Below are 12,610 nucleotides of genomic sequence, written 5' to 3' on the forward strand. Positions count from 1 at the left end.
CTGATGGAATTCCAGGACGTCGTACGACGCCGTCGCATGGTCCGGAAGTTCACCGGCGAACCCGTCGCCGAGGCGAGCCTGCGGCGCATCCTGCGCAACGCGCTCAAAGGCCCCTCGGCCGGTTTCTCACAGGGACAAGGGTTTCTCGTCCTCACCGGCGAGGAACTCGCGAAATTCTGGGAGTTCGGGGCGAGCTGGGCGCCCGAAACCGTGACCACGGCGCCGGTCGCGATCGTGCCGCTCTCGGTCAAGAACGCGTACCTCGACCGCTATGCCAAGCCGGACAAGGGGGTCGCCGACCGCGACGACTCGTGGTGGCGCGTGCCGTACTGGGACGTCGACACCGGGATGGCGACGATGCTGATCCTCCAGACGGCCGTCGACGAGGGCCTCGGCGCGGTCTTCTTCGGGCTCGCGCCGGAAAGCGTGGAGCGGCTCCACAACGAGTTCGGCGTACCGGAGGATCACGACCCGATCGGTGTCGTGGCGCTCGGCCACGGTGCGGAATCCGGGCCGTCGCCCGGCTCCTCGGCGACCAAGATCCCTCGCCGCGACTTCGACGACGTCATCCGTTTCGGTCATTGGTGAGGCGGTGCAGCCTGAGCGCGAGCTGGAGTTCCAGCGCGCGCTCGGGCGCCTGCCACTGCTCGCCCAGCAGCGACGCGATGCGGTCCAGCCGCTGCACGACCGTGTTGACGTGCACGTGGAGGAGGTCCTTCGCCCGCGTCAGGTTGCCGCCACAGGCGAAATACGCGCGGAGGGTGCCGATCAGATCCGTGCCGCGGCGTTCGTCGTAGTCGAGCACCGGCCCGATCGTGGCGGTCACGTACGCGCCGAGGTCGGCGTGCTCGCCGAGCAGCAGCCCGACGAACCCGAGGTCGGCCATGCTCGCGCCTTCCCCCGCCCGGCCCAGCGCCAGCAAAGACGCGACGCAGCGCGCGGCTTCGGCGTGTGCCAGGGCCAGCTCCCTCGGTGACGCGGCCGGCCCCGCCGCCCCCACCGTCACCGGGCAGTCCATTGTGGACGCGAGCTCCGCGGCCACGGATCGCGCCAGTGCGCCGGGCTCCGCGCCCCGAACCAGAAGGACCACCTGGTCGGCGTGCACCCCGACCAGGTCCGCGTGCCGCGAAGCCGCCGCGGCCAGCCGCCGCCGGGAGACGTCGTCGGCGTGCGCGACCAGCACCGCGTGCGATGTCGACAAATCGACCCCCAGGCGTCGACCACGAGCCAGCAGCGCGGCTGGATTGCGGCCCGGCGCGGTGAGCAGGTCCGACAGCAGCTCCCCGCGCACCTCGTCCTCGGCGCGTGCGACGGAACGCCGCTGCATCAGCAGCACCGCGGTGACCACGCCCGCCCGCTCGAACAGCCGCCGGTCGGCCTCGCCGAGCGACCGTCCGCCGCCGAGCACCAGGCTGCCGAGGAATTCCTGCCCCGCCTGGACCGCGCACAGCCAACCGTCCTCAGTGGACACAGCGCGCCCGCTTGTCCTGGACGCGGAAACCGCCGCACGCGAAAGGTTCAGCTCGCCGCCGGTCCGGGCGAGGACGACACCGTCGGCGTCGTAGACGGCGATCGCGCCGCCGAGCACGTCCGCGACCGCGGCGGCGACCTCGGCCAGATCACCGCCGCGCAGCACGAGATCCATCAGCCGGTCGTGGGCGTCCTCGGCGCGGCGCATCGCGTCGTTATGCGCGCTGATCGTCGCGTTGGCGGCGTTCAGTTCGGCGACCGCGCGGCGCGTCTCGTCGAGCAGATGCGCGTTGTCCAGCGCGATCGCCGCGTGGTCGGCCAGCGACGACAGCAGCGCGACCTCGTCGGGCGAGAACTCGCGGGTGCTCCGGTCGGAGGCGAACAGCACCCCGATGACCTTGCTGCCGATCGCCAGCGGCACCCCGAGGATCGCGGTCAGCCCCTCGTCGAGCACCCCGGTGTCGATCGAGGTGGTGTGGCGGAACCGCTTGTCGTTGAAGTAGTCCGCCGTCGCGTACGGCCGCGCGGTCTGCGCGACCAGACCGCCGAGCCCCTCGCCCATGCCCAGCACGATGTCCTGGAACAGCGCGGAAACCGAGCCGTCGGTCACGCGGACGTAGGTCTTGCCCTCGGTCTCGTCGTTGAGGCTGAGATACGAGACGTCCACGCCGAGCAACGCCCGCGCACGCCGCACGATCGACCGCAGGACGGCGTCCGGGTCGTCCAGCCGGGCGAGGTCGCTGGCCGTGTCGAAGAGCGCGGCCAGCTCCGCCTCACGCCGACGGTGCTCGGCGACGGTGTCCCGGATCCGCAGCGCCAGCTCGGTGGCCTTCGGGTCGACGGGGACGTGCGCCAGCTGCTCGCTGCCCGCCCCGGAGGCGAGCAGTTCGAGCAGCCGGCGCAGCTGTGCGGAACTGTCCACAAGGGTCATGCTGACACGCGACCGCGCTCCGTGAGAACTTCGGAGTGCAGGGACTCGCCCTTGGTCTCGCGGGCGGCGAGCAGGGCGATCACGGTCAGCACGCACATCGCGACCACGTAGAGCGAGACCGGGATCGTGCTGCCGAACTCCTTGAACAACGCGACCGCGATGAGCGGCGCCACCGCACCGGCGGCGATCGACGACAGCTGACCGCCGACCGAAAGGCCGGTGTAACGCACCCGCGTCGGGAACTGCTCGGAGAAGAACGCGGCCTGCGGGCCGTACATCGCGCCGTGCAGCACCAGCCCGACGGTCGCCGCGAGAATGATGACGGCCGGGTTCTTCGTGTCGAGCATCGCGAAGAACGCGAAACTCCACAGCGCCATGCCGATCGCGCCGAACAGGTACACCGGCCGTCGGCCGATCCGGTCGGAGAGCATGCCCCACAAGGGAATGGTCAGGAAGTGCACGGCCGAACCGATGAGCACCGCGTTGAGTCCCGCCGATTTCGGCAGGCCCAGCCCGGTGGTGACGTAGACGAGGATGAACGCGGTGATCACGTAGTACGAGACGTTCTCCGCCATCCGCGAACCGATCGTGATCAGCACCGCGCGCCAGCTCTTGCGGAACACCTCGACGACCGGGGCGTGCGTGGTCGCGTTGTTCTTCTGCGCCGCGAGGAACACCGGCGACTCACTGACGGCGAGCCGGATCCACAGCCCGATCACCACGAGGACACCCGAGAGCAGGAACGGGATCCGCCAGCCCCAGCTGAGGAACGCCTCGTCGGACTGCGTCGCCGCGAGGATCGCCAAGACCGCCGTCGCGAGCAGGTTGCCGCCGGGAGCACCGCATTGCGGCCAGGACGCCCAGAATCCGCGCCGCTTGTCGTCGCCGTGCTCGGAGACGATCAGCACCGCGCCGCCCCATTCACCACCGAGCGCGAAACCCTGCACGAGCCGCAGGAGCGTCAGCAGGATCGGCGCCAGGACCCCGACCGTGGCGTACGTCGGGAGGATGCCCATCGCGCAGGTCGAACCGCCCATCAGCAACAGGCTCAGCACCAGCAGCTTCTTGCGGCCGACGCGGTCGCCGAAGTGGCCGAACACCAGACCGCCGATCGGGCGGGCGAGGAAACCGACGGCGTAGGTCAGGAACGCGAGCAGCGTGCCGGTGAGCGGATCGTTGGAGGGGAAGAACAATTTCCCGAACACCAGCGCCGCGGCGGAGGTGTAGAGGAAGAAGTCGTACCACTCGATCGTCGTTCCGATCAGGCTGGCGCTGACGACCTTCGCGATCGAGCCACGGTTCTGGGTGGTCACCGAAGACGTCCTTTCGTGAGAACTTGTTGGCGGAGCTGGATCCGGAAGACGGCCGAGCGTGAACCCGCCCGGCCGAAGGCCCCGCTATCGCGGTGGCAGGGCGACCTATCGCCATCGTGAGTGGACGACCAGGCAGCGCCCTGCCGACGTCGATCGCGGTCGCGGGTTCCTCGGGAGACACTGGGGTTCACGCGGCGGTCCAGCCGCCGTCGAGGGGGATCGAGGTACCGGTGACATGGGCGGCGTGTTCGCCGGACAGCCAGAGCACGCACGCGGCGACGTCGGCGGGTTCGATGAGCCGCTTGATCGCGGAACGGCGCAGGAGGACCTGTTCGATCACCGCGTCGCGTTCGAGGCCGTGCTCCTCGGCCTGTGCCTGGAGCTGGCCGGTGACCAGCGGCGTGCGGACGTAGCCGGGGTTGACGCAGTTGCTGGTCACGCCGTGCTCCGCGCCTTCGAGAGCGGTGACCTTCGAGAGGCCTTCGAGCGCGTGCTTCGCGGTGACGTACGCGGATTTGAACGGGCTCGCGCGGAGGCCGTGGACGCTGGACATGTTGACCACGCGCCCCCAGCCGCGGTCGTACATATGCGGCAGCGCGCGGCGGATCAGCAGGAACGGCGCGGTGACCATGAGCGCCTGGATGCGGGTGAACGTCTCCGGCGGGAACTCGTGGATCGGCGCGATGTGCTGGAAACCGGCGTTGTTGACGAGGATGTCGATCTCGGCGGGCAGGGTCTCGACGGCCTGGCCGTCGGTGAGGTCGACGACGTGCGCGATGCCGTTGACGTCGGCCGCCGCCTTCTCGACGGCGTCGTCGATGTCGGCGAGGTGGACCTTGGCCCCCGCCTCGGCGAGCGCTTCGGCGCAGGCCAGGCCGATCCCGCTCGCCGCGCCCGTGACCAGCGCGGACTTACCGGCCAGATCGCTGTGATACGCACCACTCATGCCGGACGACGTTAGGTCGCCCGGCCCGCTTAGGCCATGTGGCTACGCCCCAGACCTACTCAAGATCCCGTGTGGGATCTCACCAGGGTCAGCCGGCGGCGTCGGAGATGGACTTCGCCTCGCGAGCGCCCGCCTCGAACGCTTCACACGAAAAGAGCAACCAACTCCGGACGCCCTCCGGGGTCCCGGAGCTGAAGGCCGAAGCGGCCTCGAGGTACTTCGGCACCCGCCGGAAGTACGCCACCTCCGGCACCGTCAGCGCCTTCGGGTCGAGCCCCGTCGCCACCGCCGAAAGCCGTGCCGCCGCCCGCGCGACGACACCGTCCGCGGAGCCGAAAGGCTTGAGCGCCAACAGTTCCCCGTGCACGACGGCGGTCAGCACCGGCCCCGGCACCGACGTCGCGCCGGTGACCAGTTGCGCCAGCATCTCCAGCCGCGGCCCGACGTCACCGGACGACCGCGGCCGTCCCAGCGCGTCGGAGTCCGTCACCAGATCCGACGCGGCCAGAACGTGCAAGCGCGCCAACGCCTGCAACGGCGCGCGCCGCCATGTCGGGAGCAGGCCCTCCAGCGCTTCCGCGACCCGCAGCGCGCCAGCCAAAACCGGATCGGTCACTTCACCGGATTCCGGCAGTTCGGGCGCGGCGCCTTCGATCCCGGCCGACGCCCGCGCCGACCGCACGGAGGCTTCGGCGGCCGTCGCCGCGCCGCCGCGCAGGTTGGCGGGCAGCCGGTGGACGGCGAACACCGCGTCCTGAGCCGATTTCGCGGCCGCGGTGACCCCTTCGAGGTCCAGCAGCGGCTTCAGCGGATCCGTCACGCGTCCAGCACCTGGCCCGCGCGCCGCACCACGGGCGCCTGCACCGACCACGGGAAGTTGATCCAGCGGTCCGTGTGCTTCCAGACGTACTCGCATTTGACCTCGGAGCGAGGCTTCTCGTAGACCACCGCGCAGCGCACCTCGGCGACGTGGTCGGCGCAGAAGTCGCGGACCAGCTTCAAGGTCGCGCCGGTGTCCGCGACGTCGTCGGCGACGAGCACCTTCTTCTTCGTCAGGTCGACCACGTTCGGCACCGGCGGCAGCATCACCGGCAGGTCGAGCCGCTGGTCGACGCCGGTGTAGAACTCGACGTTCATCACGTGCAGGTTCTTGACGTCCAGCGCGTAACCGAGCGCACCGGCGACGAACAGCCCGCCGCGCGCGATCGACAGGATCAGGTCCGGCTCGAAGCCGTCGTCGGCGACGGCCTGCGCGAGCTCCCTGCTGGCCGTCCCGAACAACTCCCAAGTGAGCTCTTCCCGCTCTTCGGCCATGCCGCCTCGCCTTCGTCGATCGTTCCCGCGAGCATAGGCAACGGGGTAGTGGCCTTCTCGAATGCTTCGAAACTGGCTATCCAGTAGGGCCATTGCCGGTCGTACCGTCAAGATCGTGACCGACTGGAACGCCCATGTGACCTTGACCGGCGAACGCGTCCGCCTCGAACCGCTCACCCGCGACCACACCAAAGGCCTGTACGCGGCAGGCTCCGACCCGGCGATCTGGACCTGGCTCAGCCTCCGGCAGCCACAGGACCTCGCCGCGACCGAAGCGATGGTCGACGACATCCTCGCCGACGCCGACCGCCGCGCCTGGGCCCAGATCGACGCGCGCACCGGCGAGGTCGCGGGCACGACGTCGTTCTACGCGATGAACGCGCGCCACAAGATCGTTTCCATCGGCCACACCTGGATCGGTTCCGAATGGCAGCGGACCGGACTCAACCGCGAGTCGAAACTCCTGTTGCTGCGCCACGCTTTCGACGACCTCGGCGCGAACCGCGTCTCGTGGGAGACCGACATCCGGAACCTCAAGTCGCAGAAGGCGATCGAACGTCTCGGCGCGCAACGGGAAGGGGTGCTGCGCGCGCATCGCGTGCGGCCCGACGGAACCGTCCGCGACACCGTCGTCTACTCCCTCACCGGACCAGAATGGCCGGCGGTCCGTACCGCTCTGTCCTCAAGCGTGTGAATGCCGCGCGCAACCACGATGCAACCTTTTACTTCGCGTCGTAACGTCGATAGCGTGCCAACGGGCGTGAAGACACGCGAATCACAGGAGGCATCGCACCATGACCGAGCAGTCGCCGGCGCTGGACAATTTGCTCACGGAGAGCAGGACCTTCCCCCCGAGTGAGGCTTTCAGCGCGCAAGCGAATGCCACCGCCGACTTCTACGCCGAAGCCGACGCCGACCGGGAAGCGTTCTGGGCCAAGCAGGCCGAGCGCCTTCACTGGGAAACGAAGTGGTCGCAGGTACTGGACTGGACCAATGCGCCGTTCGCGAAGTGGTTCGTGGGCGGGAAGCTCAACGTCGCGTACAACTGCGTCGACCGCCACGTCGATTCCGGGCACGGCGACCAGGTCGCCATCCACTGGGTCGGCGAGCCCGGCGACAGCCGTGACATCACCTACGCCCAGCTGAAGGACGAGGTCTCCAAGGCCGCGAACGCGCTGGAGTCGCTCGGGCTCGAGGCGGGCGACCGGGTCGCCATCCAGATGCCGATGGTGCCCGAAGCGATCGTCGCGATGCTCGCGTGTGCCCGGATCGGCGTCCTGCACAGTGTCGTCTTCGGTGGTTTTTCCCCGACAGCACTGCGTTCCCGGGTGGACGACCAGGCGGCGCGGATCGTCATCACCACCGACGGCCAGTACCGCCGCGGCAAGGCCGCCCCGATGAAGGCCAACGTCGACGAAGCGCTCGAAGGCGCCGAATCGGTCGAGAAGGTCATCGTCGTCCGCCGCACCGGCGAAGAGGTGCCGATCACCGAAGGCCGCGACATCTGGTGGCACGAACTGGTCGACGGCCAGTCCGCCGAGCACGCGCCGCAGGCGTTCGACTCCGAGCACCCGCTCTTCATCCTCTACACCTCCGGCACCACCGGGAAGCCGAAGGGCATCCTGCACACCTCCGGCGGGTACCTGACCCAGGCCGCGTACACGCACCACAACGTCTTCGACCACAAGGCCGGCGAAGACGTCTACTGGTGCACCGCCGACATCGGCTGGATCACCGGGCACACGTACATCGTGTACGGGCCGCTGGCGAACCGGACGACGCAGGTCGTCTACGAAGGCACGCCGAACACCCCGCACGAGGGCCGTCACTGGGAGATCGTGCAGCAGCACAAGGTCTCCATCTACTACACCGCGCCCACGCTGATCCGCACGTTCATGAAGTGGGGCAACGAGATCCCGCAGAAGTACGACCTCTCGTCGCTGCGCGTGCTCGGCAGCGTCGGCGAGCCGATCAACCCCGAGGCGTGGATCTGGTACCGCGAGAACGTCGGCGCGAACTCGGCGCCGATCGTCGACACCTGGTGGCAGACCGAGACCGGCGGGATCATGATCTCGCCGCTGCCGGGTGTCACCGCGACGAAGCCGGGTTCGGCGCAGAAGGCGCTGCCGGGCATCTCGGCGAAGGTCGTCGACGACCAGGGCGTCGAGGTCGGCAAGGGCGGCGGCGGATACCTGGTGCTCGACAAGCCGTGGCCGGGCATGCTGCGCGGCATCTGGGGCGACGAGGAGCGGTTCCGCGACACCTACTGGTCCCGCTTCGCCGACCAGGGCTACTACTTCGCCGGTGACGGCGCGAAGTACGACGCCGACGGCGACGTCTGGCTGCTGGGCCGGGTCGACGACGTGATGAACGTGTCCGGGCACCGCATCTCGACCACCGAGGTCGAGTCCGCGCTGGTCTCGCACCCGACGGTCGCCGAGGCCGCCGTCGTCGGCGCGACCGACCCGACCACCGGGCAGGGCATCGTCGCCTTCGTCATCCTCCGCGGCAACGCCGTCGACGGTGGAGACGAGGCCGTGCAGGAGCTGCGCAACCACGTCGCGAAGGAGATCGGGCCGATCGCGAAGCCGCGGCAGATCCTGGTCGTGCAGGAGCTGCCGAAGACGCGGTCCGGCAAGATCATGCGCCGCCTGCTGCGCGACGTCGCCGAGAACCGCCAGGTCGGCGACGTGACGACGCTGGCCGACTCGTCGGTGATGGACCTGATCTCTTCGGGTCTGAAGTCCGGCAAGACCGAGGAGTAGCGCCCCAAAACGTCAGGAAAGGGTCTTTCAGGACATATTCCGTCCTGAAAGACCCTTTCCTGACATCGACACGCCTACCACACCCCGGTTCGCTCTACTCGAACGCCTGTTCTAGGATGTGCCGGGTACCACCCCATACCCGGGCAAGGAGACGACACCGACGATGACCGTGGATGCCTTGACACGCACTGACGCCGTGTCCGAAGAAGCGGCTACCGAAGCGCCCGTCGACTCGACGCCGCAGGCGGAGACGGCCGAAGCCCCGGCCGAGGCGAAGACCGAGACTCCGGAGAACCCGGAGCCCGCTGCCGAAGAGGCAGTGGCGGAGTCCCCCAAGCCCAAGCGTGGCCGCCCGAAGGTCGCCACGACGGCGAAGAAGACGCGCACCGTCGAGCTGACCCTCACGGTCACCGGCACCGCCGACGGCGAGTGGCAGGCCGAGCTCAAGAACGGCGCCAAGTGGGTCGCGAAGGGCCTGGAGATCCCGGCCGCGGCCGTGTCCCGCGCCGCCAAGGAACTGCACGCCGACCTGTCCGGCCCGATCGACGAGGTCATCAACGCCGCCCGCGAGCTGCAGGCCGCGAAGGTCGCTCAGCTCGAAGCCGAGCTGGAGAAGGCGAAGCTGGCGCTGGCCGAGCTGGACGCGTAAGACTTTCCTCCCGACCGGGGCGGACGCTGGAAATCAGTGTCCGCCCCGGTTTTTTCATTCCGCGATCGGCGGCCGCGAGGGCAGCGGCGTCTTGAACTCGACCCATCGACTGTCCACAATGGCCTCGACGCTGTGCGGAACACCGCGCGGGTGGACGATCGTGCCGCCGGCTTCGAGGGTCACTTCCCGGCCGTCGAGCGTGCCGCGCAGCGAACCCGAAACCAGGTACACGATGCTGTCGTGATCGTGACTGTGCACGGGAGAAGCGACACCCGCCGGGTACGAGATCTCGTACGCCAGCCCGCCTTCCGCCGTGGCGAGCGTCCGGAACCGGCCCTGCCCGCCGATCAGCGGCAGACCCTCCACTGTGGACATCGGAGTCCAGGTCATCGCACGGACTCCATGGCGGCGGCCTCCTCGCGGTCCGGGTCACGGGCGAGCGCGACACCGATGACGGTCACGACGGCGGTGGCGAGCAAGTAGACCCCGATCGCGACCCAGGTGTCGAAACCGGCCAGCAGCGCCGTGAACAGCAGCGGCGCGGGCGCTCCGCCGATCACGCCGGCGAGGGTGTACGCCAGCGAACTGCCGGTGTAGCGCAGGCGCGGCGAGAACTGCTCGGTGACGAGCGCGGCCTGCGGCCCGTAGAGCGCCGCGTGGATGACGAGCGCGAGCACGATGCCGATCGCCAACATGGCGAACGAACCGCCGCTGACCATCGGGAAGAACACGAACGGCCAGATCCCGGCGGCGATGGTCGCGACCAGGTACATCTTGCGCCGGGAGACCCGGTCCGAGAGCGCGCCGAACAGCGGCATCAGGATCAGCTGGAACGCCGAACCGATCATCACCGCGGCCAGCCCGGCGCCGCGCGAGAGGTCGGTGTGCGTGGTGACGTAGGTGAGGACGAAGACGGTGAACAGCGCGTACAGCACGTCCGGGCAGACGCGGATCAGCACGGCCGCGACCAGCGCGCGGCGTTCGGTGCGGAAGACCTCGGAGATCGGCGCCGACGGACGTTCGCCACGCTCCTGGATCTGCTTGAAGACCGGGGTCTCCTCCAGCTTGAGCCGGATCCACAGGCCGAACCCGACCAGCGCGCCGGACAGCAGGAACGCGATCCGCCAGCCCCAGCTGTTGAACTGGTCCTCGGTGAGCAGCCCGGCCAGTACGGCGAGGACACCGTTGGCGAGCAGGTTGCCCGCGGGCGGGCCGATCTGGGCGGCGGAGGCCCAGAAGCCGCGTTTGTTCGGATCGCCGAACTCACTCGAGAGCAGGACGGCGCCACCCCATTCGCCGCCGATACCGACACCCTGCGCGAACCGCAGCGCCACGAGCAGCACCGCCGCGAAGCCGCCGATGGTCTCGTACGTGGGCAGGACACCGATGAGGAACGTCGCCACCCCGGTGAGCACGAGCGTCATGACCAGGATGCGCTTGCGGCCGAGCACGTCGCCGAGGCGGCCGAACAGGAACCCGCCGAGCGGCCGGGCGAGATAGCCGACGGCGTAGGTGGAGAACGCCGCCATCGTGCTCGCGAGCTGGTCTTCCGACGGGAAGAAGAGGTTCCCGAAGATCGTCGCGGCCGCCACCGAGTAGGCCGCGAAGTCGTACCACTCGAGCGCCGTGCCCGAGAGGCTGGCCGCGAAGGCCTTGTGCAACGAACGCCGGTCACCGGCTGGTGAGGTCATGTCCACATCCGTCCGTAGGAGATCCGCAACCCCGCCGGGAGGGGTTGAATTGCGGATATACTCCTTGTATACAAGCTGTATGCGCAACCCCCAATCTCGGAGGACAGATGCCTGAGCTGCGTTTCACCCTTCCCGACGGCCAGGAGCGGCGGACCGAGGTCCACACGCTGCTGAACGCCGGATACGCCGGTCGCAGCCAGGAGGACGTCGCCGCCCACGTGGCCGAGCTGGCCGAACTCGGCGTCCCCGCGCCTTCGGTGATCCCGGCGCTGTACCCCGTCGCGCCGTATCTGGCGAGCCAGACCGACGAGGTCCCGGTGCAGCACGAGCGGACCTCCGGCGAGGCCGAATGGGCCGTCGTCATCACCGGTCCCGCGCCCGAGGACGTCCTCCTGACCGCCGCCTGCGACCACACCGACCGCGCGCTCGAAGCGCACGGCGTCGCGTGGAGCAAGAACGCGGGCCCCGACGTCCTCGCCACCAAGGCGTGGCGGCTCGTGGACGTCCAGGACCGGCTCGACGAGCTCACGCTGTCCGCCTGGGCCGGGGAAACCCTGATCCAGCAAGGGAAACTCGCGGAACTGCTGCCGCCGTCGTACTGGCTGGACGTGCTGCGCGAGCGTGACCTCTACGCCCCGGGGACCGTGCTGATCTCCGGAACCATCCCGATGGTGCACGGCGTCGACCAGTTCGCCGGCTCGTGGCGCGTGGAACTGGGCGACCCGGCGACCGGCGAGACGATCGAACTCGCCTACACCGTGCGGCGGCTGCCCGAACCGATCGGCTGAAGCAGTTCACCGAGGAAGGCCCGGTACTCGCCCTTCATGGGCAACTCACGATCGACGCGGACGCGACGGCGGGTCGCGGAGACTTCGACCTCGCGCACCGGATCGAATCCGGTGCGCTCGTAGGACTCCCAGTACAGCCCGACGCCGCGCCGTTGCCAGGCGGGGACTTCGGCGAAGTTGACGCCGTGCGCGAAGAGCAGCTCGTTCTTCTCGGAGACGCCAGTGCCTTCGAGAGCCGCTCCGGCCTCACTCGCCGATTTCCCCGCCTTGCGCAGGATCCAGTAGCACCAGCCGTTGAGCGCGCAGCGGGCCGCGTCCGCCTGGCGCCAGGAGAAATAGTCGACGACGTCGTCCAGCGTCGTGCCGAGCCAGACCCGGCCGTCGAAGTGCGCGGGCACCCCGGCCGCGTGGGTGAACGCGGCCGAGGCGATGCCGGCGGAGATCGACACGAGCTTCTCCACACCCCGGCCGAAGAGGTCGGCGGAGGGCGGGAGGACGAGCGAAATCTCGTCGCTTTCCGTGTACACGTAAGGCGAAGCGAATTCCGCCATCAACGCGTTCGCCGTCTCGGCCATACAGTCCGCGAACCGGGGATCGAACGGCTTCTCGAACCGCGCTTCGGTGAACTTCGAGAAACCCCGGCCGTCGACGCGGAGCACCGTCCAGGCACCCGGTGGCACGGTCAGGTTGTGGAACCACTCGCGTTCCCGTTGCCGTGCCTCGAAATCACCGGCGTCCATGGT

Annotated in this window: 13 protein-coding genes; 5 read left to right on the forward strand and 8 right to left on the reverse strand. The window is 69.1% G+C overall.

Features of this window, described 5'->3' with window-relative positions:
- Nucleotides 1-3 precede the first annotated feature (3 nt).
- On the forward strand, nt 4-588 hold the full coding sequence (locus tag NQK81_RS23025; protein WP_257483228.1) for a nitroreductase family protein: 585 nt from the start codon (nt 4-6) through the stop codon (nt 586-588).
- On the opposite strand, the gene NQK81_RS23030 is transcribed toward NQK81_RS23025, so the two are convergent.
- From NQK81_RS23030 to NQK81_RS23050, 5 genes are all read right to left on the reverse strand, one after another.
- The gene (locus NQK81_RS23030) at nt 566-2,401 is read right to left on the reverse strand and encodes a helix-turn-helix domain-containing protein (RefSeq protein ID WP_257483229.1); all 1,836 of its coding nucleotides are present in this window, start codon (nt 2,399-2,401) and stop codon (nt 566-568) included. The genes NQK81_RS23025 and NQK81_RS23030 overlap by 23 nt on opposite strands.
- The gene (locus NQK81_RS23035) at nt 2,398-3,714 is read right to left on the reverse strand and encodes an MFS transporter (protein WP_257483230.1); all 1,317 of its coding nucleotides are present in this window, start codon (nt 3,712-3,714) and stop codon (nt 2,398-2,400) included. Before NQK81_RS23035 ends, NQK81_RS23030 begins: the two co-directional genes overlap by 4 nt.
- Before the next feature lie 187 nt (nt 3,715-3,901).
- The gene (locus NQK81_RS23040) at nt 3,902-4,660 is read right to left on the reverse strand and encodes a 3-hydroxybutyrate dehydrogenase (RefSeq protein WP_257483231.1); all 759 of its coding nucleotides are present in this window, start codon (nt 4,658-4,660) and stop codon (nt 3,902-3,904) included.
- Between the two features lie 88 nt (nt 4,661-4,748).
- On the reverse strand, nt 4,749-5,480 hold the full coding sequence (locus NQK81_RS23045; protein WP_257483232.1) for a Fic family protein: 732 nt from the start codon (nt 5,478-5,480) through the stop codon (nt 4,749-4,751).
- Complete coding sequence (locus NQK81_RS23050) at nt 5,477-5,974, reverse strand: phosphoribosyltransferase (protein WP_126730058.1); 498 nt, start codon at nt 5,972-5,974, stop codon at nt 5,477-5,479. The genes NQK81_RS23045 and NQK81_RS23050 overlap by 4 nt, the downstream gene beginning before the upstream one ends.
- A gap of 115 nt (nt 5,975-6,089) precedes the next feature.
- Here NQK81_RS23050 and NQK81_RS23055 point away from each other — a divergent pair, with 115 nt between their 5' ends.
- The 3 genes from NQK81_RS23055 (at nt 6,090) to NQK81_RS23065 (ending at nt 9,388) form a co-directional block, all read left to right on the forward strand.
- Complete coding sequence (locus tag NQK81_RS23055) at nt 6,090-6,668, forward strand: GNAT family N-acetyltransferase (protein ID WP_257483233.1); 579 nt, start codon at nt 6,090-6,092, stop codon at nt 6,666-6,668.
- A 100-nt stretch (nt 6,669-6,768) separates the two neighbouring features.
- A complete protein-coding gene (gene acs / locus NQK81_RS23060) occupies nt 6,769-8,739 on the forward strand; it encodes an acetate--CoA ligase (protein ID WP_257483234.1) in 1,971 nt (656 codons plus the stop codon).
- A gap of 163 nt (nt 8,740-8,902) precedes the next feature.
- Nucleotides 8,903-9,388, forward strand: coding sequence for a DUF6319 family protein (locus NQK81_RS23065; RefSeq protein ID WP_126730054.1), 486 nt, complete (start codon nt 8,903-8,905; stop codon nt 9,386-9,388).
- 54 nt (nt 9,389-9,442) lie between these two features.
- On the opposite strand, the gene NQK81_RS23070 is transcribed toward NQK81_RS23065, so the two are convergent.
- The gene (locus NQK81_RS23070; protein WP_257483235.1) at nt 9,443-9,778 is read right to left on the reverse strand and encodes a cupin domain-containing protein; all 336 of its coding nucleotides are present in this window, start codon (nt 9,776-9,778) and stop codon (nt 9,443-9,445) included.
- Nucleotides 9,775-11,079, reverse strand: a complete 1,305-nt coding sequence (locus tag NQK81_RS23075) for an MFS transporter (RefSeq protein ID WP_126730051.1) — start codon at nt 11,077-11,079, stop codon at nt 9,775-9,777. Before NQK81_RS23075 ends, NQK81_RS23070 begins: the two co-directional genes overlap by 4 nt.
- 107 nt (nt 11,080-11,186) lie before the next feature.
- Between NQK81_RS23075 and NQK81_RS23080 the strand changes: the two genes are divergently transcribed.
- On the forward strand, nt 11,187-11,867 hold the full coding sequence (locus tag NQK81_RS23080) for a DUF2848 domain-containing protein (protein WP_257483236.1): 681 nt from the start codon (nt 11,187-11,189) through the stop codon (nt 11,865-11,867).
- On the opposite strand, the gene NQK81_RS23085 is transcribed toward NQK81_RS23080, so the two are convergent.
- Complete coding sequence (locus tag NQK81_RS23085; protein ID WP_257483237.1) at nt 11,831-12,607, reverse strand: tRNA(His) guanylyltransferase Thg1 family protein; 777 nt, start codon at nt 12,605-12,607, stop codon at nt 11,831-11,833. The two genes, NQK81_RS23080 and NQK81_RS23085, sit on opposite strands and share 37 nt — an antisense overlap.
- Nucleotides 12,608-12,610 lie beyond the last annotated feature (3 nt).

This window comes from Amycolatopsis roodepoortensis, assembly GCF_024628825.1.
Lineage (GTDB): Bacteria > Actinomycetota > Actinomycetes > Mycobacteriales > Pseudonocardiaceae > Amycolatopsis > Amycolatopsis roodepoortensis.

What these genes read in the sequence shown, in the direction of transcription:
- NQK81_RS23025 (WP_257483228.1), top strand. Translation starts at nt 4, where the DNA reads ATGGAATTCCAGGACGTCGTACGACGCCGTCGCATGGTCCGGAAGTTC.
- NQK81_RS23030 (WP_257483229.1), bottom strand. Translation starts at nt 2,401, where the DNA reads ATGACCCTTGTGGACAGTTCCGCACAGCTGCGCCGGCTGCTCGAACTG.
- NQK81_RS23040 (WP_257483231.1), bottom strand. Translation starts at nt 4,660, where the DNA reads ATGAGTGGTGCGTATCACAGCGATCTGGCCGGTAAGTCCGCGCTGGTC.
- NQK81_RS23050 (WP_126730058.1), bottom strand. Translation starts at nt 5,974, where the DNA reads ATGGCCGAAGAGCGGGAAGAGCTCACTTGGGAGTTGTTCGGGACGGCC.
- acs (WP_257483234.1), top strand. Translation starts at nt 6,769, where the DNA reads ATGACCGAGCAGTCGCCGGCGCTGGACAATTTGCTCACGGAGAGCAGG.
- NQK81_RS23065 (WP_126730054.1), top strand. Translation starts at nt 8,903, where the DNA reads ATGACCGTGGATGCCTTGACACGCACTGACGCCGTGTCCGAAGAAGCG.
- NQK81_RS23070 (WP_257483235.1), bottom strand. Translation starts at nt 9,778, where the DNA reads ATGACCTGGACTCCGATGTCCACAGTGGAGGGTCTGCCGCTGATCGGC.
- NQK81_RS23075 (WP_126730051.1), bottom strand. Translation starts at nt 11,079, where the DNA reads ATGACCTCACCAGCCGGTGACCGGCGTTCGTTGCACAAGGCCTTCGCG.
- NQK81_RS23080 (WP_257483236.1), top strand. Translation starts at nt 11,187, where the DNA reads ATGCCTGAGCTGCGTTTCACCCTTCCCGACGGCCAGGAGCGGCGGACC.
- NQK81_RS23085 (WP_257483237.1), bottom strand. Translation starts at nt 12,607, where the DNA reads ATGGACGCCGGTGATTTCGAGGCACGGCAACGGGAACGCGAGTGGTTC.